Below are 22,430 nucleotides of genomic sequence, written 5' to 3' on the forward strand. Positions count from 1 at the left end.
GGTCAGCCGCCCGAGACGGTCAGGTTGTTGGTGCGGAAGTCCAGGCCGCCGGACGACGAGGTGATCTCGAAGCCGAACTGCACGTCGCCGATGGTCTCGTTGCCCATCCAGCCCTTGGTGTCCTTGATCCACTTCAGGATCGGGAGGATGTCGACGGTGCCCGAGTTCGAGTCCGAGGTGCGCAGGAACGAGAAGACCTCGTTGTGCCCGTTGCTGCCCTTGTGGACGTTCCAGGTGTGTCCGCCGAGGCTCACCGTGCCCTGGGGGGAACCGAGCGGGCCCACGGCTCCGTGGTGGTTGACCCACAGCATGATCTCGTAGTCGTAGTCCGTGTCCCAGATGTCGTACGAGGTGTTGTACGCGCCCGAGGACGGGACGGTGACGTCGTAGCTGCTGGTGAGCGACCCGAGGGAGGTGATCGGCTTGTTGATCACCTTCTTGGAGTTCGGATAGGACTTGATGCCGCCGGTGTCGGGGTGGTCGGCCCACACACCCCAGTTGGTGCCGGAGTTGGCCCAGAAGCACTGGGCCCCGGCGCCGGAGCCCCAGATGTTGTTGTAGAGCGTGTAGCTGTTCAGGCCGGTGTTGCCCCACTGGTCGCAGGTGCTCCAGACGGCGGCGTGCGCGGGGGCGGAGGCGAGGCCGGCCGTCGCGCCGAGCGCGAGGGCGGGAGCCAGCAGGACCCTGGTGATCCTGCGCAGGGTGCTCGTTGCCATGGTGTTCCTTCCATGGGTGGGGGGAGGTGCGGGGGGTCACCGCGTCCTCGGCGTGAGGACGCGGTCTTCTCCGGCGACCAGGTCGAGCGGTTCGGCGCCGGCGGAAGTCCACAGGGTGACGCGGTGGGTGCGGGACGGCCGGACGACGGCGGTGGCGCCGTCCGGGGACCAGGTGAGGTCGAGTACGGCGCCGAAGCGGGTGCGGATCCCGCTCAGCCGGCCGTTCGGGTACGCGGGGAGGGGGGCGGGGAGCAGGACCAGCCGGTCGGGGGTGGACTGGACGAGCGCCTCGATCAGCACGGCGGGCAGGGTGTGGGCGGCGTCGGCGTTGTAGACGTGGCGGTGCGGGTAGTGCGCGCTCATCAGGGAGTCGTGGAAGAAGTCACCGTCGAGGACCCGGCCGAGCGCGTGGGCGACCCGCCCCCCGTCCCGGAGGCGGGCCGCGATCAGCGCGTGGTGCAGGTGCCCGTGCGCCGAGTCGTTCTCGGCGCCGCGCAGTTCGAGGGCGCGGTGGGCGGCGGCGGCCAGGTCCGGGGTGTCGTAGGGGGTGATCTCGTCCAGGGGCCAGACGCCGTAGAGGTGGCTGAGGTGGCGGTGGTCGTAGGAGTCCTCCAGGCCGGGCCACGCCCATTCGGCGAGCGCGCCGTCGGCGTTGACGCGGTGCGGGGGGAGCCGGTCGGCGAGGGCCCGCCGGCGGTCGGCGTGTTCGGGGTCGTAGGCGGCGGCGGTCCGCAGGGCGTGGCGGGCGGCGGAGAGGTCCATGGCCGCGTTGACGGTGCCCCAGCTCGCGTTGGCGGGCCGGTTCTCCGGCGAGTAGGAGGGGACGACGACCGGCCGGCCGTCGTCATCGGTGCGGGTGAGGAAGTCCTCGTAGAAGAGCGCGACGTCGGCGAGCGCGGCGGCGGTGCGCGGGTCGCGTTCGCCCCGGGTCTCGTCGTGGTCGACGAGGGGCTTGAGCAGCCAGTCGGCGCCCGCCGTCCACAGGTGGAGCGGGTACTCGCGGCTGAAGTGGTACGCGTGCCCGGACTCTCCGTCGCTGTGGGCGGGCGCGACGACGCCCCGGGCGCCGAACACCGTGCGGGCGTTGTCCCGCCAGTCGGGCAGCTGGCGCCGGATCAGGGCGGCCAGCGCCTCGGTGACCTCGGGAAGGGCGGCCGCGGCGGCGGAGGCGGTCTGGAGGTTGAGGTTGGCGTCGTGGGTGAAGGCGCCGGACCAGGCGGTGTCCCAGTCGCCGGTCCACAGGCCGGTGAGCCGGGGCGGCAGCAGGCCGCTGGAGGACAGCAGGTGGTAGCGGCCGGCGGCGAAGAGCCGTTCGAGCAGGGCGGCGCTGCGGGGCCGGGTGAGCAGTTCGGAGCCCGCCAGCGCGCGTTCGTCCGGGTCCGCGGCGAGGTCGAGGGTGACGCGTGCGTAGGCGGTGCGGTGCGGCGGCAGATGGCGGGCGAGGAGGCTGTCGTACGCGGTGCCGGGCGCGTCGTCGAGCAGGTCGCGCAGGGCGCGGCCCTCGGCGAGCACGTCCGCCTCGCCGGTGTGCCGGCGCACCCGGGTGAGCAGCAGCACCGAGCGTGCGCCCGTGACGCGCACGCCGGGCGGGGCCAGGGCGGTCGTGCCGCCGGTGACGGCGACGAGGGTGACGCCCGTGTAGGCGAGGTCGCTGCCGGGGTAGCGGGCGCGCAGGCTCAGCAGGGCGCCCTCCGGGGTGAGGACGGCTCCGTGGCCGACGGCCAGGCCGGCAGGGGCACCGGGGAGCCGGTGGTCGAGGGAGATGTCCAGGGAGAGTCCGGCGCCGGTGACGTACTGGACGATCACGTCGTCGGCGCGGGAGACGAAGACGCGGCTGGTCCGGTCGCCACGGGTGGCCTCCGCGACGCCGGTGGAGAAGTCGACGCCGCGGCGGTACCCGGAGGGGTCCCGGTCGCCCTCCGGGCGGCGCGCCCGGATCCGGAAGGCCGGGTGGAAGGGGCGCACCCAGGTCAGGGGGCGGCCGTCGGTGAACTCCTCGGCGGCGGCCGTGTCGCCCGCCAGCAGCCGGTCCCGGAGGCCTTCGAGCCGTCCGGCCAGCGGGGGCGGCAGCCGGTACCGGTCGTCGCCCTCGCCCGGGCGGACGAGGGTGTGGTGGGTGACGACGGTGCGCTCGTCGTCCGGGTCGCCGAACACGAGGGCGCCGTGGTGGCCGTTGCCGCTCAGGAAGGCGTCCTCCCAGCGGGCGGCCGGACGGGGCTCCCAGGTTCCGTGGACGGGCGTGGCGCTCATGGCCGCAGCACCGCCACGCCGTAGCGGTCCAGGGTGATCCGGTCGGTCACGGTCGTCTCCGTCAGGAGGTCGCGGTGGGTGCCGGGGACGTCCACGGTGACCGGCTCGCGGCCGTGGTGGAGCAGGAACAGCAGCTCGCCCCGGCGCACCGCCTCGACCCCGTCCGGGAGGCCGTCGAGCACCGGGCGCACCCCGGCGCCGGCGGCGACGCGGGCCAGCAGGGCGCGCAGGGCCCCGGGTTCGGGGAGCGTGGAGACGTACCAGGCGCGTCCCTTGCGCAGTACGGCGGGCAGTCCGTCGAGTTCGCCGCCCCGGTAGGCGACGGTCTCGTCCGCGGTGCCGTCGGGCTCCAGTTCCTCGGACCACAGGGTGCCGCGCAGGCCGCCCTCGCACGCGGCGGTCTCCCCCGGCTCCAGCGGCCACCACTCGTGCAGCGTGCGGATGCCGAACAGCTCGCGCAGCCGGGCGTCCATGCCACCGGGCCGCACCCGGTCGTCCTGGTCCGCGACCCCGGTCAGGAACCCGCAGACGAGGGTGCCGCCGCCGCGGACGTACGCCAGGAGGTTGTCGAGGGCCGCGTCCGTGAGGAGGTAGAGCTGGGGGACGACGACCAGCCGGTAGCCGGACAGGTCGTGGACGGGGTGGGCGAAGTCGGTGGTGAGGCCGGCCTGCCACAGGGCCCGGTGCCAGGCGCCCAGGACCCCCGGGTAGTCGACCTCGCGGGACGGGCGGCCCTCCTGGTCGCCCGCCCACCAGGAGTGCCAGTCGTGCAGCACGGCGACGTCGGCGGTGACGCCGCTCCCGCTGACGTGCGGGGCGATCCGGGCGAGGTCCGCGCCGAGCCGCTCGACCTCCTGGAACGTACGGCCCCGCTCGCCGGCGTGGCCGACCATGCCGGAGTGGAACTTCTCGGCGCCCTGCCGGGACTGGCGCCACTGGAAGTAGCAGACGGCGTCCGCGCCCCGCGCCACGGCCTGGAGCGACCACAGCCGGTTGAGCCCGCGCGGCTTGGGGTGGTTCACCCGGCGCCAGTTGACCGGTCCGGCCGCCTGCTCCATGAGCATCCACGGGCCGCGGGCCTGGGAGCGGGTCATGTCCTGGACCAGGGCGCCGCTCTGGGCGCCGGACGGGTCGCGGGGGTCGGGGTAGAGGTCGACGGAGACGACGTCCTCCTCCTCGGCCCAGCGCCAGGCGTCCTGACCGGCCCACAGCGGCATGAAGTTGGTGGTGACCGGGAGGTGCGGGGTGTGCCGGCGGACGATGTCGCGTTCGGCGGTGTAACACTCCAGGAGCATGTCGGACGTGAAGCGCTTGAAGTCCAGCACCTGGGCGGGGTTCTTCATGTAGTGGGCGTGCCGGGGCGGCAGCACCTCGGCCCAGTCGCCGTAGCCCTGGCTCCAGAAGGCGGTGCCCCAGGCGGTGTTGAGGGCGTCGAGCGTGCCGTGGCGGTGGCGCAGCCAGTCGCGGAAGCGGGCGGCGGCCTCGTCGCCGAAGTCGTAGGTGCAGTACTCGTTGTTGATGTGCCACAGGGTGAGGGCCGGGTGGCCGGCGTAGCGGACGGCCAGGTCCTCGGTGACGGCGGCGGCGTAGCGGCGGTAGGTGGCGCTGGAGTGCGAGAAGTGCTGGCGTCCGCCCCACCACTCGGTCCGGCCGTCGGCGTCGCGGGGCAGGGTGTCGGGGTGGAGGTGGCCCATCCAGGGCGGCGGCGATGCGGTGGGGGTGGCGAGGACGACCCCGACGCCGTGTTCGTGCATCAGGTCCATCAGCCGGTCCAGCCAGCCGAAGTCCCGCTGTCCGGGGGCCGGTTCGATCCTGGACCAGGAGAAGACGCCGAGGGTGACGGTGTTGACGCCGGCCCGCTCCATCAGGCGGACGTCCTCGTGCCAGGTCTCCTCGGGCCACTGCTCGGGGTTGTAGTCGCCGCCGTAGAGGAGGCGGCCGCGGGTGACGTCGTTCAGGTGTGGCATCAGGCGGGCTCTCCGTACTGGATGCCGCGCCCGTTGGTGGCGAGGTAGACCCGGCCGTGGACGCGCGGGTCGCCGGTGACGGTCTCGCCGGTCCAGCCCCACTGGTGGTCGTCGTCGTTGATGCGCACCCAGGTTCTCGCCTCGTCGTCGGAGCGGTACACGGCGGTGATCGCCTCGGTGGAGCCGACCTGGTAGACCGCCGGGTATCCGGCGCCGTCGGCGGCCTTGCCGAAGCCGAGGGTGTAGGAGGCCCAGCAGCTTTCCGCCTTCGTGAAGCTCCCGCCCCCGTCGGTGGAGCGGTACAGCCCGTTCCACTTGGCGCTCAGCCACAGGTCGCCGGTGCGGCCGGGTGCCGCGGCCACCTTGAACTGGGTGTCGCCGGCGGGCAGGCCGCCCGCGCGGGCGGCGAAGGACCGGCCGCCGTCCGTACTGGCGAGCAGCGTTCCCGTGCCGGTGTCGTACGCGTAGAACAGGGCCGGGTCGACCGGGTCGGCGACCGGCACGGCGCCCTCGGGGAAGGAGGGGACCTCGGACCAGGTGGCGCCGCCGTCCGCGGAGCGGTGGGCGGGGTACGCGGTGCCGTCCCAGTGCACGAAGGACCACAGCAGCACGCTGCCGTCGGCGTTGACGGCGATCGGGCCCGGTGCGTCCTCGGCGATGCCGGGCTGGCTCGCGAACGGCGCCCAGGTCCGCCCGCCGTCGTGGGAGACGGCGCCGTTGCCGTTCTCGCCCCAGCCCGTCCGGACGACGCAGGACGGTCTGCGGGCCGCCTGGGCCAGGCCCGTCGCCGATCCGAAGACGGGGTTCGTCGCCATGCCCGCGGCGGGGGACGAGGTGAGCCGCTCGTGGTACATCACGCCGATGTCCCGCGAGCCGCTGATCAGGTGCGCCCGCCCGGCCGGGGGCGAGACCAGCTGGGTCACGGACGCCTCCTCCAGGCCGCGGACGCGCGGCGCCCAGTGGCGCAGGTCGCGGGTGGCGTAGAGGGTGGCGCCGGTGCCGTACACGAGGTGCTGCGAGTCGTACGGGTCGAGGGCGAGGGCCTGGATCCACCAGCCGAACTTGGGCTCGTCCCCGCCCCACTTCAGGTAGGGCGTCTCGGAGACGTCGAGCACGGCGGTGTCCTTCAGCGAGCGCCAGCTGCGGCCCCCGTCGGTGGAGCGGTACAGCGTGTCGACCGCCGCCCAGCGGTTGTTGGTGGAGACGACGACGGTGCCGGGGCGGCGGGCGTCCACGGCGACGCCGCCGTAGCCGAAGGTGTCGGCGCCTCCTCCCTCACCGGTCGTGCCGCCCGGCGTGACCGGCGTGACCTCGGTCCAGGTGCCGCCGGCCGTGCTCAGCCGGTGCACGCTGCCGTCGGACTGGCCGTTGGGGCCGGGCGCGTCGGCGTAGGTCACGTACAGCTCGCGGGTGTGCCGGTCGTAGGCGGCCCGGATCGGCACGCGCGCCGCGGTGCCGGACGGCCGGCCCGGGACGGCCTCCCACGTCGTGCCGTCGGACGTGCGGAACAGGTTGGCGGCGCCGCCGTCGCCCCAGCCGGCGTAGACGGTGCGCCCGGCGGCGACGAGGAGCGTGACGCCCTGGCCGGTGGCCAGGGGGGTGGCCGGGAAGCCGTTCGCCGGCGCCCAGGTGGCACTCCGGTCGGCCGACCTGAGCAGCCCGTCGTGCCGGGTGCCCAGCCACAGCGTGTCGCTGTCCCGGGGGTCGACGAGCAGCCGCTCACCGGTGCCCCGGCCGTCCTCGTTGGCGCCGAGCTTCACGGTGAGGTCGGTGCGCCGCCAGGTGGCCCCGCGGTCCTCCGAGCGCAGCACGGCGCCGTTGCTCCCCCACGACTGGGCGTAGGTGCCGCAGGCCAGGTAGAGCCGGTCCGGGTGCGCCGGATCGACCGCCATCGCCTCGACACCGAGGAGGTTCCAGTCGTCCCACCCGATGTGGTCGAGCAGCGGGACCCAGCGCTCGCGCCGGTCGTCCCAGCGGTAGGTGCCCCCGATGTCGGTCCGGGCGTAGGCGAGCCCGCGCACCCGCGGGTGGAACAGCACACCGGTGATGAAGCCGGTCCCGCCGATGACGACGTTGCGCCAGCGGTAGCCGGCGGTCTCGGCGGCCCGCGCGTGACCGGCGGCAAGGGGGACAGCGGCGGCAGCCGCCGCTCCGGCAAGAACGGCACGCCGGCTCAGGGAGGGCGTAAGCATGGCAGAACCTCGCCTGTGAGGGGATGAGTGGGGAAACCGGAAGGGGCGCGGGGAGCGGCGCGATCGGCCACACGGGACCCGCGGCCGGGAGGCGGCGCGACCCGCCCGGAGGGACCAGGGCGTCAGCCCTTCACCGCGCCGGTGAGCATGCCCTTCCTGAAGTGCTTCTGGACGAACGGCGACAACACGGCCACCGGCAGCAGCGCCATCACCATCACGGCCATCTGCACCGCGAGGCCGGAGAGTTCACCCGTCTTGATCGCCTGGCCGAGGCCGACCGGGGCCTCCTGTTTCTGCACCAGCTGGATCATGACGTTCTGCAGCGGCAGCATGTCCTGGTCGTTGAGGTACAGGGAGGCGTTGAACCAGGCGCTCCAGTACCCGACGGCGTAGAACAGCGTGATCACGGCGACGACCGCGCGGGACAGCGGCAGCACGATCTGCCACAGGATGCGCAGGTCGCCCGCACCGTCGATGCGGGCGCTGTCGATCAGCTCCTGCGAGATGCCCATGAAGAAGCCGCGCAGCACCAGGATGTTGAAGACGCTGATCGCGCTGGGCAGGATCAGGGCGAGGTAGGTGTCCGTCAGGCCCAGGGACTGCACCAGCAGGTAGGTGGGGATGAGGCCGGCGCTGAAGAACATCGTGGCCAGCAGCAGCATGAGGATCCAGCGGTGGCCGAGCGACCCGGTGCGGGACAGTCCGTAGGCGCACAGCACCGACACCGTCATCGAGAACGCGGTGCCGACCAGGGTGATCCCGACGCTGACGAGCGCGGCCCGGGTGACCTGTCCGCCGCTGAGCAGTTCCTGGTAGGCGACGAAGGTGATGTCCGTCGGGATCATCACCAGCCCGCCGGCCTCGTCGATGGCCTTGCGCGTGGACAGGCTGGTGACCACGACGATCCACAGCGGGAACAGGATGGCCAGGCAGGCGAGGAGCAGCACCAGTCCCTTGCCGGCCAGTCCGGCCCGGCTGGGCGGCTCCTCCCACACCGGCCGGGGCGGGGCCGCCCAGCGGCCGGGCGTGCGTGCGGACCTGTCGATGACGGCGGTCACTTCTTGTACACCCCCTGCTCGCCCATGAGATGGGCCACCTTGTTCGCTATCAGGACCAGGCCGAGACTGATGACGCCCTTGACGAGCCCCGCCGCGGCCGCGTAGCCGAAGTCCTGGTTGCGCACGCCGTTCCACCACACGAAGGTGTCGAGGACCTCCGCGGCTCCCGGTCCGACGGCGTCGCGCTGCAGCAGGATCTGCTCGAATCCGACCGTCAGGGCGTCGCCGACGCGCAGCACGAGGAGCAGGGCGATGACCGGGCGCAGCGCCGGAAGCGTGACGTGCCACATGCGGCGCCAGCGGTCGGCGCCGTCCATCGCGGCGGCCTCGTACAGGTCGGGGCTGACCGAGGCCAGCGCGGCGAGGAAGACGATGATCCCCCAGCCGGCGTCCTTCCACACGCTCTGCGCGGTGACCAGGAACGCGAAGGTGTCCGGGTCGGTCATGAGGCTGAGCCCGTCGTAGCCGTGGTCGCGCAGCAGTTGGGACAGCAGCCCGGCACCGCCGAACAGCTGCTGGAACACGGCGACGACCAGCACCCACGAGAAGAAGTGCGGCAGGTAGAGGATGGCCTGCGAGACCGCCCGCACCCGGGGCCTGACCACGCTGTTGATGAGCAGCGCGAGCAGGATGGGGATCGGGAAGTACAGCACCAGCTGGAGGAAGAACAGCACCAGCGTGTTGCGCACCGCGTTCCAGAAGGCGGAGTCCTCGAAGATCCGCTGGAAGTTCTCCAGGCCCACCCAGGGGCTGTGCAGCATGGAGACGACGCCGTTGTCACTGATGTAGGGGTCGTACTCCTGGAACGCGACGACGTTGCCGAGGATCGGCACGTAGTTGAAGAGCAGTACCAGCAGCACGGCCGGCAGGGTCATCAGGAGCAGGACGCGATCGCGTCGGAACCTCACCCGGAGACCGAGCTTCCCGGCGGGTGGTTTCCCGGTGGCCCCGGCGGTGCCGCCGTGCGCCGCCGGGGTGTTCTCCTTCGCTTCGGCCTCGGTGTCCGTCCGAGGCACCGTGCTGTGGGACACGGCGGATCTCCTTGCCTCGCCTCGTACCCGGTCAGCCGGCCGCCGTGCCGTTCTCGTCGAGGATCTTCCTGTACCAGTCGCGGAGCTCGTCCCCGCCCTTGCTCTTCCAGTCGGAGACGGCCTGCTGCACGTCGCTGATCTTCTTGCGGCCGCGGACGACGTCGTCCTCCAGCTGCTCGAAGTCGTTGGAGAGGTTGGTGTAGCGGGCGGGTTCGGTGATCTGCATGCCGTAGAAGGACGACTTCCTCGTGAAGGCGCCCATCCGCTGCTGCCACTCCACCTGGCCCTTGGCGACCTCGGGGAAGTCGGGGTGGGCGATGGTCGCGGCGGGGCTCGCGATCATCACGAAGGCGTTCATCACGTCGATGTTGCCCTGGTCGGTCTTGGTGGGCACGCCGTCCTTGACGGTGTAGTGGGTGCCCTCCACGCCGTAGTTGGTGGCCATGTACTCCTTGGTGCCGTACGGCGCGGCGGTGACGTTGGCGACGGCCAGCACGTCACGGATCACGGCCTCGGAGGCCTTCTTGTTGACGAAGGCGAAGATGCCGGCCGGGTTCTTGGCCCACAGCGTGGGGTCACCGCCGTCGTGGCCGAAGACGTCCATCCCCCAGATCTTGAACTCCGGGTTCTGCACCGCCTGTTCCGCGGTGCGGCTCCACCACTGCGAGGAGTCCTGGTTGTAGATGATGAACTCGCCGGCGGCGAACTTGGGGCCGGGGTCGTTGGCGTTGCTCTTGCCCAGCGCGGCGTCGGGGTGCACCACGCCGGCGGCGAACAGCTTGCGCGTCCACTCCAGCGCCTCGAGGTACTCCTCGGTCTCGATGCGGTAGATCAGCTTGCCGTCGACCTCGTTCCAGCCGAGCGACTTCTCCTCGCCGGAGAGCACGCCGAAGGCGTTGAAGGCGGTCCACTTCATGTCCAGGCAGGCCCAGCGCTTGGCCTTGGCGCTGGTGGCCTCCTTGGCCAGGGCCAGGAACTCGTCGCACGAGCGGGGGACTTCGTAGCCCTCCTTCTCGAAGATGTCCTGGCGGTAGAGCGGGACGATGCCGGTGACGTACGAGGACGGCATGGGCAGGCCGCGCAGCTTGCCGCCGAAGATGGACCGCTGCCAGGCGTCGGTGGGGATCGCCGCGAGGTTCGGGTAGTCCTTGACGGCGTCGCCGGACAGGTACGGGCCGAGGTCGGCGAACTTGCTGATGACGGCGCTGGGGATCTTGCCCGTCATGTTCCAGCCGGGCACCACCACCACGTCGGGCACCTCGCTGGAGGCGAGCACCGCGCCCAGCTTCTGGTCGTAGGTGTTGCCGTCCTGGTTCTGCCAGACCACGTCGACGCCGATGAGCTCGTTCATCGACGTGTAGTAGGCGTTGCCGTCCTTGGGCGGGGAGCCCCAGAACGGGGACATGACGGTGACCTTGCCGCCCTTGCCCAGCTTCTCGGGCACCGACGTCTTGAGGCCCGCAAGGTCGAGCTTGCTGGTGAAACCGACCGCGGAGCCGTTCTTGCTGGGGATGTCGGGGGTGACCACGTTGCTCGCCACGTACGCCGGGAGGATCTTCTTGGCGTCCTTGCCGGACGTGGTGCCGTCCCGCGAACCCCCGTCGGATCCGCCGCATGCCGCGAGCAACGGCATTCCTCCCGCCACCGCTGCGGTGGCGACCGCCGTGGAGGCGAGGAAGCTTCTCCGGCTGGGTCCGGAGGAGTGGGAGGCGTTCGGCGTCATTGCGTCAACCCTTCATGGCGCACCAGGACACCCGGCAGGGGGCCGTCGGCTGCGGTGTCTTCAGTGGAACTGGCTGAGCCGAAGCGGTCGTTCGGCGGGAGTCGCACCGCACGCGGCGGGCCTCACAGTCGAAGCGCTTCGATGTTGCTGCGAGGTTAAGTGAACACCCAGGGGCACACAAGGGTCACATCCAAGATTCCTCGGATGTATACGTGATCGCGACGCGGGTGTGAGAGGGGAGAACCGCCTGAGGAGCGCCCGATCCGGTACCCCTGGATCCCTTGACACCCACCCCTGCCTCGAATGAGCATCGAAGCGCTTCGAAAGCGCCTCGCCGCTCCATCCCGAGGGGACCTCCACGTGACCGCACCCACGCCGACCACGCCGCCTTTCCGCGATACGGCACTGCCGTTCGCGAAGCGCATCGACGACCTTCTGTCGCGGCTGACCCTCGACGAGAAGACCCGACTTCTGCACCAGTTCGCGCCGGCCGTCGAGCGTCTGGGCATCGCCGCCTTCCGCACCGGCCAGGAAGCCCTGCACGGGGTCGCCTGGATGGGCCCGGCGACGGTGTTCCCGCAGGCCGTGGGCCTGGGCGCGACGTGGAACGAGGAGCTGGTGCGCCGGGTGGGCGAGGCCGTCTCCCGCGAGGCGCGCGCCATGCGCGCCCGGGACGAGCGCGTCGGCCTCAACGTCTGGGCCCCGACCGTCAACCTGCTGCGGCACCCCCTGTGGGGCCGCAACGAGGAGGGCTACTCGGAGGACCCGAAGCTGACCTCCGCGATCGCCACCGCCTACACCCACGGCCTGCGCGGCGACCACCCCGTGTACTGGCGCACGGCGCCGGTGCTCAAGCACTGGCTGGCGCACAACAACGAGACGGACCGCGACACCTCGTCCTCCTCCGTGCGCCCGCGCGTCCTGCACGAGTACGACCTGCGGGCCTTCCGGGAGGCGGTCGAGGCGGGCGCCGTGGCCGGGGTCATGCCGGCGTACAACCTGGTCAACGGCCGTCCCAACCACGTCTCGCCGTACCTGCGGGAGCAGTTGCGCTCCTGGACCGGGGAGGAGCTGCTGGTCTGCTCGGACGCGGGCGCGCCGTCCAACCTGGTCGACTCCGAGCACTACTTCGACACCCATGAGGAGGCCACCGCGGCGGCCCTGCGGGCCGGGGTCGACAGCTTCACCGACCACGGCACCGACAGCTCGAAGATCATCGGACGGGTGAAGGGCGCGCTGGAGCAGGGCCTGCTGACGGAGGCCGACATCGACGCGGCCGTCCGCAGGCAGCTCTCGGTGCGGTTCCGGCTGGGCGAGTTCGACCCGGGCGCGGACCCCTACGCCGGGGAGCAGCCCTTCGACACCCCGGAGCACCGGGCGCTCGCCCTGGAGGCCGCCGAGCAGGCGGTCGTGCTGCTGAAGAACGACGGCCTCCTGCCGCTCGCCCCGGACACCCGCGTCGCCGTCGTCGGACTGCTCGCCGACGAGTGCAAGCTCGACTGGTACAGCGGCAGCCTCATCCACCGCTCCACCCCGCTGGAGGGCCTGTACGAGCGGTTCGGCGCGGACCGCGTGGAGTTCGCCGAGGGGGTGGACCGGGTCCTGCTGAGGACCTCCACCGGCGCCTTCCTGCATGTGCCGCCCGCCTCCGCCGCCCCCGGGGAGGCGCGCGGCGCCGAGGGCGCCCTCGACCCGGCGCTGCTCGCCGGCCGTACCGACCTGCCGCCGCTGACCTCGGGCGAGGAGGGCACCGAACTGGCCCTGGCCGACTGGGGCGGGGGCGTGCTCACCCTGCGGGCGCCCGACGGCCGCTACCTCTCGGTCGCCGAGGACGGGTACGTCCGCGCCTCCGCCGACCAGCCGGGCGGCTGGGTCGTGCAGGAGACGTTCCGGCTGGAACCGCACGGGGACGGACACCTCCTCAGGCACGTGGGAACGGGACGCCATGTGCAGGTCGCCGCCGACGGCGTGAAGGTTGCCGGGGAGGAACCCGAGGTCTTCGAACTCGTCGTCGTCGAGCGCGGGGAGGACGCGGTGGCACGTGCCGCGGCCGGCGCCGACGTGGTCGTGGTGGTCGCGGGCAACGACCCGCACATCAACGGGCGCGAGACGCAGGACCGTACGACGCTGCGCCTGCCCGCCCAGCAGGAGGCGCTGCTGGGCGCGGCCCGGGCCGCCAACCCGCACACGGTGCTGGCGCTGGTCTCCGCCTACCCGTACGCGGTGGACCCGGCGGACCTCCCGGCGGTCCTGTGGACCGCGCACGGCGGTCAGGCGGCGGGCACCGCCCTGGCCCGGGTGCTCGCCGGTGACGTCTCCCCCGCCGGCCGGCTGCCGCAGACCTGGTACGCCGACGACGCCGACCTGCCGGACCTCCTCGACTACGACGTGATCGGATCCCGGCAGACCTACCTGTACTTCGAGGGCACACCGTTGTTCCCGTTCGGCCACGGCCTGTCCTACGCGTCCTTCTCCTACGGCGGGCTGACCGCACGGGTCGAGGACGGGACGGTACGGGCCGGGCTGGCCGTCACCAACACCGGTGCCGTCACCGCCGACGAGGTGGCCCAGCTGTACGTCCGGGCCGCCGACCCGTCGGTGCCCCGTCCGCGGCGCGAATTGCTGGCCCACCGGAGGGTGACGCTGGCGCCCGGGGAGACGGCCGAACTGTCCTTCGTGCTGCCGTTGTCCGCCTTCGCGTTCCGGGACGTGGCGGCCGGCCGGTGGCGGGTGGAGCCGGGGGCGTACGAGCTGCTGGCCGGGGCCTCCAGCGAGGACGTCCGGGTGCGCGCCACCCTCACGCTGGAGGGCGAGCCGGCCGTCCCGCGCCCCGTCGTCGAACGCGGCCTGGACGCCGCCGACTTCGACGAGGAGAGCGGTACCGTGATCGTCGACCGGACGAGGACGGCCGGCGACTCGGTCACCGCCGTGGCCGGCAAGGAGGGCGAACTGCTCTTCCGCGGCTGTGACTTCGGCTCGGGCGTGACGCGGGTGACGGCGGACGTGTCCGGCGAGGGAACGGTCGAGTTCTCGCTCGCCGACGGCCCGGTGCTCGCCTCGCTGTCGACCCGGGTCCCCACGGCGGGACCGTACGACTACACCACGCTCCGCGCGTCGTGCGCCGCCGTCGACGGCGTGCACGACGTGCGCGTGAGGCTGCGCGGCCCGCTGCGGCTCGCGCGGGCCGGCTTCTCCGGCTGAGGGTCCGGAGGCGGCCGGCACGAAGGAAGGGGCCCGGCACCGACAGCTTCGACGCTGCCGGGCCGGGCCCCTTCCCCTACCGGCGGGACGTCCCGCCTAGAGGTCCAGACCGGTGAGGACCATCACCCGCTCGTAGGTGTAGTCCTCCATCGCGAACCGGACGCCCTCACGGCCCACCCCGGACTGCTTGGCACCGCCGTACGGCATCTGGTCGGCGCGGTAGGAGGGCACGTCGCCGACGACCACACCGCCGACCTCCAGGGCGCGGTGCGCCCGGAACGCGGTCTGCAGGTCGTGGGTGAACACGCCCGCCTGGAGGCCGTACTTGGAGTCGTTGACGGCGGCGAAGGCGGCGGCCTCGCCGTCCACCTTCTGCACGGTCAGCACCGGCCCGAAGACCTCCTCGCAGGCGATCGTCGCGTCGGCCGGCACGTCGGTGAGCACGGTCGGGGCGTACGAGGCGCCGTCGCGCTTGCCGCCGGTGTGGAGGGTGGCACCCGCCTCCACGGCCTCCTGCACCCACGCCTCGACGCGCCGCGCGGCCTCCTCGCTGACCAGCGGGCCGACGTCGGTGGCGTCGTCGTCCGGGTCACCGGTGACCTGCGCCTCGACGGCGGCGACGATGCGCGGCAGCAGCCGGTCGTACACGGAGGCGTCGGCGATCACCCGCTGCACGGAGATGCAGGACTGGCCGCCCTGGTAGTTGGAGAAGGTCGCGATGCGCTGCGCGGCCCGGTCCAGGTCCTCGTCGCCTGCGAAGTCGGCGAGGACGACCGCCGCGCCGTTGCCGCCCAGCTCCAGGGTGCAGTGCTTGCGCGGCACCGAGTCCATGATGGCGTAGCCGACCTTCTCGGAGCCGGTGAAGGAGATCACCGGCAGCCGCTCGTCCTGGACGAGGGCGGGCATGCGGTTGTTGGGCACCGGGAGGATGCTCCAGGCGCCGGCCGGCAGCTCGGTCTCGGCAAGCAGCTCACCGAGGATCAGCCCGGACAGGGGCGTGGCGGGCGCCGGCTTCAGCACGATCGGGGCGCCGGCGGCGATCGCGGGGGCGATCTTGTGGGCGCACAGGTTCAGCGGGAAGTTGAAGGGCGCGATGCCGAGGACGACGCCCTTGGGGAAGCGGCGGGTGAGCGCCAGCCGGCCCTGGCCGCCGGCGTCGGTGTCCAGGCGCTGCGCCTCACCGCCGTTGAAGCGGCGGGCCTCCTCGGAGGCGAAGCGGAACACCGAGACGGCGCGGCCGACCTCACCGCGGGCCCACTTCATCGGCTTGCCGTTCTCGGCGGAGATCAGCCGGGCGATCTCCTCGGTGCGCTCGGCGAGGCGCCGGCTGACGTGGTCGAGGGCGGCGGCGCGGACGTGGGCGGGGGTGGCGGCGAACTCGTCCCGTACCGCGTACGCGGCGGCCACGGCCTCCTCGACCTGGGCGTCGGTCGGCACGCTCACGCTCCCGACGACCCGGCCGTCCCAGGGGGAGGTGACGTCGAAGGCGGCCTCACCGGTGGCCCGGCGGCCGGCGAGCCAGAAGGCGTGGGTGGAAGTCATGTGGAGTCCCGGCCCTTCCGCGTAGGGGGTGTACTGGATTTCTGGGGACCACGGTAGGGGCGCCCCGGCGGACGGACGCTTGTCCGGTGCGTACGGATGCGGCGGGCCAGTGCGCCGCATCGGCACAAAGCGGGGGGGGCGGCCCCACAAGGGCCCTCACGGCCCCGCGGCCCGGACACACCGCCCCACGGCTGCCCGCCCGGTCACACGGCGCACCACCGTGCAGCGCCCCCCGGTGCGCAGGCACATCACCCGGACCACCGCCACCACCCGTAGCCCGGCCCGCCCCACCGCCGCCCACCACCCGCGGCCCGGCCCTCCCCACCGCCGCCCACCACCCGCCACCCGCGGCCCGCCCCGCACCGCCGCCTACCGCGGCCCGGCCCGGGTCACCGCCACCCGCGCGGCCCGACCCGCACCACCCGTTACCCGGCCCGCCCACCGCCACCAGCGGCCCGACCCGCGCCGCACGGCCGCCGCACGGCAGCCCGCTGGGCCGGGCGGCTGCGGCCGTCGCGCCGCCCCCGGGGAATCACCACTTCACGCCGGCCGGCCCCCGCACTCGGGGCTGCCATCGGCCGGGCCGGACGGCTGCCGCTCGGCCGGCTCCGGGCAACACCGCCCGCAGGCCCGGCCGCGGCCCCGTGCGGACGTCCGTCCCACGTCACCCGCGTCACGCGCGGGCCGCCCGCCGCTCAGCCGGTCTCGGGCGAGGTCGCCTTCAGGGCCAGCCAGAGCTCCATGCGGACGTCCGGGTCGTCGAGGGAGCGGCCGAGGATCTCCTCGACCCGGCGCATCCGGTAGCGCAGGGTGTGGCGGTGGACGCCGAGGTCGGCGGCCGCGGCGTCCCACTGGCCGTGCCGGGACAGCCAGGCCCGCAGGGAGGCGACCAGGTCGCCGCGGCCGGTCGCGTCGTGCTCGCGCAGGGCGCGCAACAGCCCGTCGGCGAACGCCCTGACCGCGTCGTCGGCCAGCAGCGGCAGGACGGACCCGGCCGCCATGTGCTCGTGCTCGACCAGCACCCTGCCGCGCCGTCTGGCCACCGAGAGCGCCTGTTCCGCCTGCTTGTAGGCGGCGGACGCGGCGATCGGGCCGGCCGGGGCGGACAGTCCGATCACCAGGACGTCCTCGTCGGTCTTGCGGGCGGTCTCCCGCGCGGCGGCGTGTTCGCAGACGGCGGCCACCGCGGCGCCCCCGTCCGCGGCCAGCACGACCAGCCTCTCCCGCTCCGGCACCACCAGGACCGCCTCGCCGGAGCGGGCGGCGGCGGACTCCGCGGTCTCGGCGAGGGCCCCGAGGCCGTCACCGCCGACGTCACCGCCGACGGCCACCACGATCCGGAACGGGGCGTCCAGCAGGCTGCCGAACAGGTCCCCGGCCACCGCGCGGGCGTGGTCCGGCTCCCCGGCGAGCAGCATGCGCAGCACCGCCGCGCCGATGCGCTGCTCGGCAGCGTGCAGCGAGCGGGAGCGCTCCGTGGTGAGGGTGAGCAGCGCGACGGCGGAGTGGACGGCGTACCGCTCGGCGGTGCCGAGGGCCGCCGCCGTGCCGACGGCGAGCGCCGCGCGGGGGCGGCGTCCGGTGCCGAGGGAGTGCAGTTCGACCCGGTCGTCGTGGTCGGGGCCGGCCACCACGGAGGAGGCGGGCGCGGGACGCTCCCGCAGCCGGGTGACGTCCGCGGTGAGCCGGGCGGCCCGCCGGGCCGCCCATTCCGGTGCCGTGGCGACGAGGGCGCCCGAGGCGTCGTAGAGCGCGGCCCAGCCGTCGACCTGGCCGGCGAGCGCGGCGAGCAGTCCCTCCGGCCCGTCGGTCAGGGTCTGCCGGGTCAGTTCCCGCTGGGCGGCGAAGCCGGCGGTCACCGCGCGGTACTGGTCGGCGGCTATGGCCGCGGACACCGCCTTGCTGATCGCCAGGAAGGGGGTGCGGCGGGGCACCTCCAGCAGCGGCAGTCCCTCCGCGCGGGCCGCCTCGACGAGGGCGTCCGGGATGTCCTCGTAGTGGACGCCGACGGCGAAGCCGAGCCCGACGACACCCGCGCCCACCAGCCGCTTCACATAGCGGCGCATCGCCTCGCGGTCCTCCGCGTCCAGCTTGAGCGCGGTGATGAGCAGCAGTTCCCCGCCCTCCATGTACGGCACGGGGTCGGCGAGTTCGCTGGCGTGTGCCCAGCGGACGGGCGCGTCGAGGCGGTCCTCGCCCGCGCGCACGGTCAGCTTGAGCGCGGTGTGATGGACGAGCGAGGCGAGCGTCGGGGGCATCGGAGCCTTGGGCCTTCGGGTCGGCGTCGGGGGTGAGGACTCGGCGATTTTTTGGCCGCCGCGTATGAACGGCCTGTGTCGATTCTGCCTCACCGTACGGTCACCGGCCGCCCGGGCCGCTCACCCCCGCAGGTCCACCAGGAGCGGCGGCGCGTGCTCGCCCGAGACGGTCGTCAGCGAGAGCACCGCGTGCCCCGCGGGCACCGCGTGCGCGAGTTCGGAGGCGGACCACCGTTCCCGCTCGACCTGGCGCACCGTCACCGCGTCCGTGGTGACCGCCTTGCCCGTCACCAGCTTGCGCAGCGCGTGCAGGGCACGCGTCATCGGCTGGTCGGCGAAGACGGTGTGCTTGGCCACCTCCGTGGTCTCCACCCATTCGGTGCCCCAGGTCTGCGCGAACCTGTTGCCGTCCCAGGTGGTGACCCCGGCGAACGCCATGCGGCAGCCCACGGCTCCGTAGAGGGGGCCGTGCAGTGCCTCGGGGACGTCGGCGACGGTGCGCAGGGCGAGCAGCACGCCCGCGTTCTGCGACCGCAGCCGCTGGATGCGGCGCACCGACTCCGCGGTGACGGTGCCGGTCGCGTCGTCCAGGACCAGGCCGGCGAAGTGGGCGCGTCGGCCCTCCCCCACGACGGCGTGGAACTGCGCGAGCACCAGCCGGGTGATCAGCCGGCCGGCCTCCTCGTGGCCGCGCTCGGGCAGGTCGATCCGCACCCGCAGGGGGTGGTGGGCGATCGCGCGCAGGGAGAACGGCCTGCCGGGGCCGCCCCCGCCGAAGAAGCCGGCGAAGACCGGCCGGTCCAGCAGGGCCAGCCGGTCGGCGAGGGTGCGTCCCGTGTCGCCCGGGGTTCCCGTCTGCCGGGCGCGCGCGTCGAGTTCGCGCCGCATGACGTCGTCGCCGCTCGCGGCGAGCGCCTCCCGCAGCCGGGTCAGCGCGGTCTCGTCCCCCTCCAGCAGTTCACGCAGCTCCGGCAGGGTGGGGAAGCGCCCGTGCACCGCCCGGAACGGGCCGAGCAACTGGGCCAGACCGGTGGCGGCGCTCCGGGTGCCGGCCGTGTCGAGGTCGCCCGCCAGTGCCTCGGCGAGCAGGGCGGCCGCCTCGTCCGGGTCGTCGGACTCGGCGTACGGGTCGAGGTCGTGCACGGAGGACGGATCACCGATCCGCACGATCACGTCGAAGGCGTCGTCCGCGCCGAGCGGGCTCCCGGCGGCGGAGACGGCGACCACGGCGCAGCGCCCGGTGAGCGCCTGGAGCGCGAGCGCCTCGGTCACCGGTTCGACGAGGGTGCGGGTCTTGCCGGAGCCGGAGGGTCCGACGGCGAGCAGCGAGGTGCCGAGGGCGTCCGGGCCGAGGGCCGCGCCGGCGCCGCGGTAGGCCTCGGGAGCGCGGTCGGCCGCCACCCAGCTGCCGATGCGCACCTGTGCGGTCAGCAGGTCGTGGCGGGCGGTCCGGCGCGGCAGGTCACGGGCACCGGAGGGGTGGGTCCAGGCCGCGCCGGCCTGGCGCAGGACGGTGTCGCGGAAGGCGGCCGGTGTGCCGCCGCGCCGGGCGGCGGCGAAGGCGTGCGCGACGCGGGCGCAGTCGACGTCGTTCATCCGGCCGGCGGCCACTTCGGCGGTGAGCCGGTCCGCGGCCTCCCCGAGGCCCGCGTCGCGCAGGTCCGGCCACTGGGAGCGGGGGCGCTCGGCCTCACCGGCGCCGGGGACGGTGCCGCCCCGGCGGGGGGCGAGCAGTTCCCTCGCGTACGGCAGCCAGGCGCCCAGGCGGGCGAACGGCCAGAGCACGAGCAGCGTGACGACCGTGTACAGCGTGTTGGTGAAGAAGGAGGACGCCATCAGGTCGTAGCCGTCGGTGATCAGCACGGTGAGGGAGAGCAGCGGATCGACGACCGGCACCGGGGACCATCCGACGAGCGGGAACGCGTCGGGGAAGACGAGACTGAGGACGAACAGGGCGAGCAGCGCCGCGACCAGGGCCCGTGCGGGCTGCGGCCGGCGGGCCACGTAGTGGCGGACGATGGCGCGCCAGCTGCCGAGCACGGCCACCGCGACGGCCAGCACGGCGAAGGAGAGGCCCTCGTAGACGACGAGGGCCTCCGCCCCCGGGGACGGCACGGGCTCCCCCGGGAACACCTTGGGCGAGACGACGGTGCCGGCCCACCACCAGTCGTCCGGCGTGAAGGCCCGCAGGGGAGCCATCTGGTACGAGGTGACGCCCCGCTGCCAGAGCGACCAGACGAGTGCCGCGAGGGCGAGCGGGACCAGCATGCCCGCGAGCGTCACCGGTGCGAGCCGCTCCGGGGACCGCTCGGGCGGGCGGTAGCCGTGGCGCCAGATCCCGGGCCGGGTGTCCGGCCTCGCCGCGTCGAGCCAGGCGGCGACGGTGGACGCCGGGCGGGGCGCCTGCGCGGGCAGGGGTGGCACGCCCGGGGTGCCGCTCGGCCGCGGCGGTGCCGCCGGTACGTCCGGTGGTCCGGCCGGGCGCGGTACGGGATCGGCATGCGTGCCCCGCGCGTCCTGGGTACCGTCGCTGTCCATCGCCCTTGCCCCCTGAGCAGCCGCGCCATCCGCCATCAGCGAGTCAATCTAACGCCCCGGCAGGTCGAGTCCAGCGATGGCACGGCCCGGCCGCGGGCGGTCGGGCCCGGCGGACGCCGTGCGGGCGGTCCGCCCCCGCTATGTCCACCACGGACAACGACGGGCCCCGCACAGCGCCCACATGGAGCATGCCCAGCCCCCGCCGGCGGCCCTAACCTGCGAGAAAAGAACGAAAAAGCGTCCGTTACACCCCCCAGGAGCCCCGCATGACCGCACTTCCGCAGGAGCGCCGCGTCGTCACCGCCATCCCCGGCCCGAAGTCGCAGGAGCTGCAGGCCCGCCGCACCGCCGTGGTCGCGCAGGGCGTGGGCTCCGTACTGCCCGTGTTCACCGCACGGGCCGGCGGGGGGATCATCGAGGACGTCGACGGCAACCGGCTGATCGACTTCGGCTCCGGCATCGCCGTGACCTCCGTCGGCGCCTCCGCCGAGGCCGTCGTGCGGCGCGCCTCCGCCCAGCTCGCCGACTTCACGCACACCTGCTTCATGGTCACGCCGTACGAGGGTTACGTCGCGGTCGCCGAGGCGCTCGCCGAGCTGACCCCGGGCGACCACGCCAAGAAGTCCGCGCTGTTCAACAGCGGCGCCGAGGCGGTCGAGAACGCGGTCAAGATCGCGCGCGCCCACACCGGGCGTCAGGCGGTCGTCGTGTTCGACCACGGCTACCACGGCCGCACCAACCTCACCATGGCGCTGACCGCGAAGAACATGCCGTACAAGCACGGCTTCGGCCCGTTCGCGCCCGAGGTGTACCGCGTGCCGGTGGCCTACGGCTACCGCTGGCCGACCGGCCCGGAGAACGCCGGCCCGGAGGCCGCCGCGCAGGCCATCGACCAGATCTCGAAGCAGGTCGGCGCCGATAACGTGGCCGCGATCATCATCGAGCCGGTGCTGGGCGAGGGCGGCTTCATCGAGCCGGCGAAGGGCTTCCTCCCCGCGATCAGCGAGTTCGCCGCGGACAACGGCATCGTCTTCGTCGCCGACGAGATCCAGTCGGGCTTCTGCCGCACCGGCCAGTGGTTCGCCTGCGAGGACGAGGGCATCGTCCCGGACCTGATCACGACCGCCAAGGGCATCGCGGGCGGTCTGCCGCTGGCCGCCGTCACCGGCCGCGCGGAGATCATGGACGCCGCGCACGCGGGCGGACTGGGCGGCACCTACGGCGGCAACCCGGTGGCCTGCGCGGGCGCGCTCGGCTCCATCGAGACGATGAAGGAACTGGACCTCAACGCCAGGGCCAAGAACATCGAGTCGGTCATGAAGGGCCGCCTCACCGCCATGGCCGAGAAGTTCGACATCATCGGCGACATCCGCGGCCGCGGCGCGATGATCGCGATCGAGCTGGTCAAGGACCGCGCCACCAAGGAGCCGAACCCGGAGGCGACCGCCGCCCTGGCGAAGGCCTGCCACCAGGAGGGGCTGCTGGTCCTGACCTGCGGCACCTACGGCAACGTGCTGCGTTTCCTGCCGCCGCTGGTCATCGGCGAGGACCTGCTGAACGAGGGCCTCGACATCATCGAGCAGGCGTTCGCGCGCATCTGAGCCGGCATCGGGGCAGGTGAGCCGCCTGCCCCGGCGCGCGGCGGCCGGCCGGCGGCGGAGCGTGTGAAGAACGTGTGCGGGGTGGATGGCAGGAGGCCGTGGGCCCTGTCGCGGGGCGGACCCCTGCCGTAGGTTTTCCCCCGGATGAGAGATACACCCCGTCCACGGGGAACCGTGGACGGCTCAGGCCGGGGCCTCCCCAGCTTCGACCTGGTCGTGCCCTCGCGCACACACAACCGGGGCCCGAGGGCTCCGGGTCTCCTCACGATCGGACGGTCGCCCGCCCCACACCCCCCGGGGCGCGCGGCGTTCCGGTCCGGACGGCGGTCCGTCTCGTACGGCACGCCGTTCCC

At 73.5% G+C, this 22,430-nt stretch carries 12 protein-coding genes; 2 read left to right on the plus strand and 10 right to left on the minus strand.

Annotated features, from left to right (window positions below):
* Window positions 1–2: 2 nt before the first annotated feature.
* The 7 genes from IE118_RS20700 to IE118_RS20730 all read right to left on the minus strand — a co-directional run bounded on the left by IE118_RS20700 (window position 3) and on the right by IE118_RS20730 (window position 10,937).
* Complete coding sequence (locus IE118_RS20700; protein ID WP_189559474.1) at window positions 3–716, minus strand: glycoside hydrolase family 12 protein; 714 nt, start codon at window positions 714–716, stop codon at window positions 3–5.
* Between the two features lie 36 nt (window positions 717–752).
* Window positions 753–2,966, minus strand: a complete 2,214-nt coding sequence (locus tag IE118_RS20705) for a glycosyl hydrolase family 95 catalytic domain-containing protein (RefSeq protein ID WP_189559475.1) — start codon at window positions 2,964–2,966, stop codon at window positions 753–755.
* On the minus strand, window positions 2,963–4,933 hold the full coding sequence (locus IE118_RS20710) for a beta-galactosidase (RefSeq protein ID WP_189559476.1): 1,971 nt from the start codon (window positions 4,931–4,933) through the stop codon (window positions 2,963–2,965). The genes IE118_RS20705 and IE118_RS20710 overlap by 4 nt, the downstream gene beginning before the upstream one ends.
* Window positions 4,933–7,125 carry a sialidase family protein gene (locus IE118_RS20715; protein WP_189559477.1) on the minus strand — a complete coding sequence of 731 codons (2,193 nt, stop codon included), beginning with the start codon at window positions 7,123–7,125 and terminating at the stop codon, window positions 4,933–4,935. The genes IE118_RS20710 and IE118_RS20715 overlap by 1 nt, the downstream gene beginning before the upstream one ends.
* Window positions 7,126–7,247: 122 nt before the next feature.
* Window positions 7,248–8,183 (minus strand): carbohydrate ABC transporter permease, encoded by a 936-nt coding sequence (locus IE118_RS20720; RefSeq protein ID WP_189559478.1) that lies wholly within the window; start codon window positions 8,181–8,183, stop codon window positions 7,248–7,250.
* Complete coding sequence (locus tag IE118_RS20725; RefSeq protein ID WP_189559479.1) at window positions 8,180–9,214, minus strand: ABC transporter permease; 1,035 nt, start codon at window positions 9,212–9,214, stop codon at window positions 8,180–8,182. Before IE118_RS20725 ends, IE118_RS20720 begins: the two co-directional genes overlap by 4 nt.
* A gap of 31 nt (window positions 9,215–9,245) precedes the next feature.
* The gene (locus IE118_RS20730; RefSeq protein ID WP_189559480.1) at window positions 9,246–10,937 is read right to left on the minus strand and encodes an extracellular solute-binding protein; all 1,692 of its coding nucleotides are present in this window, start codon (window positions 10,935–10,937) and stop codon (window positions 9,246–9,248) included.
* A 360-nt stretch (window positions 10,938–11,297) separates the two neighbouring features.
* Here IE118_RS20730 and IE118_RS20735 point away from each other — a divergent pair, with 360 nt between their 5' ends.
* Window positions 11,298–14,138, plus strand: coding sequence for a glycoside hydrolase family 3 C-terminal domain-containing protein (locus IE118_RS20735; RefSeq protein ID WP_189559481.1), 2,841 nt, complete (start codon window positions 11,298–11,300; stop codon window positions 14,136–14,138).
* Window positions 14,139–14,234: 96 nt separating this feature from the next.
* On the opposite strand, the gene IE118_RS20740 is transcribed toward IE118_RS20735, so the two are convergent.
* The 3 genes from IE118_RS20740 to IE118_RS20750 form a co-directional block, all read right to left on the minus strand.
* Complete coding sequence (locus tag IE118_RS20740) at window positions 14,235–15,680, minus strand: aldehyde dehydrogenase family protein (RefSeq protein ID WP_189559482.1); 1,446 nt, start codon at window positions 15,678–15,680, stop codon at window positions 14,235–14,237.
* Window positions 15,681–16,375: 695 nt separating this feature from the next.
* Complete coding sequence (locus IE118_RS20745; RefSeq protein WP_189559483.1) at window positions 16,376–17,938, minus strand: PucR family transcriptional regulator; 1,563 nt, start codon at window positions 17,936–17,938, stop codon at window positions 16,376–16,378.
* Between the two features lie 120 nt (window positions 17,939–18,058).
* The gene (locus IE118_RS20750) at window positions 18,059–20,476 is read right to left on the minus strand and encodes an ATP/GTP-binding protein (protein ID WP_189559484.1); all 2,418 of its coding nucleotides are present in this window, start codon (window positions 20,474–20,476) and stop codon (window positions 18,059–18,061) included.
* A gap of 266 nt (window positions 20,477–20,742) precedes the next feature.
* Between IE118_RS20750 and gabT the strand changes: the two genes are divergently transcribed.
* A complete protein-coding gene (gabT, locus tag IE118_RS20755; protein ID WP_189559485.1) occupies window positions 20,743–22,077 on the plus strand; it encodes a 4-aminobutyrate--2-oxoglutarate transaminase in 1,335 nt (444 codons plus the stop codon).
* The last annotated feature ends 353 nt before the right edge of the window (window positions 22,078–22,430 follow it).

It is taken from the genome of Streptomyces pilosus (assembly GCF_014649835.1).
GTDB classification, from domain to species: domain Bacteria; phylum Actinomycetota; class Actinomycetes; order Streptomycetales; family Streptomycetaceae; genus Streptomyces; species Streptomyces pilosus.

What these genes read in the sequence shown, in the direction of transcription:
- IE118_RS20715 (WP_189559477.1), bottom strand. Translation starts at nt 7,125, where the DNA reads ATGCTTACGCCCTCCCTGAGCCGGCGTGCCGTTCTTGCCGGAGCGGCG.
- IE118_RS20745 (WP_189559483.1), bottom strand. Translation starts at nt 17,938, where the DNA reads ATGCCCCCGACGCTCGCCTCGCTCGTCCATCACACCGCGCTCAAGCTG.
- IE118_RS20730 (WP_189559480.1), bottom strand. Translation starts at nt 10,937, where the DNA reads ATGACGCCGAACGCCTCCCACTCCTCCGGACCCAGCCGGAGAAGCTTC.
- gabT (WP_189559485.1), top strand. Translation starts at nt 20,743, where the DNA reads ATGACCGCACTTCCGCAGGAGCGCCGCGTCGTCACCGCCATCCCCGGC.
- IE118_RS20705 (WP_189559475.1), bottom strand. Translation starts at nt 2,966, where the DNA reads ATGAGCGCCACGCCCGTCCACGGAACCTGGGAGCCCCGTCCGGCCGCC.
- IE118_RS20710 (WP_189559476.1), bottom strand. Translation starts at nt 4,933, where the DNA reads ATGCCACACCTGAACGACGTCACCCGCGGCCGCCTCCTCTACGGCGGC.
- IE118_RS20750 (WP_189559484.1), bottom strand. Translation starts at nt 20,476, where the DNA reads ATGGACAGCGACGGTACCCAGGACGCGCGGGGCACGCATGCCGATCCC.
- IE118_RS20740 (WP_189559482.1), bottom strand. Translation starts at nt 15,680, where the DNA reads ATGACTTCCACCCACGCCTTCTGGCTCGCCGGCCGCCGGGCCACCGGT.
- IE118_RS20700 (WP_189559474.1), bottom strand. Translation starts at nt 716, where the DNA reads ATGGCAACGAGCACCCTGCGCAGGATCACCAGGGTCCTGCTGGCTCCC.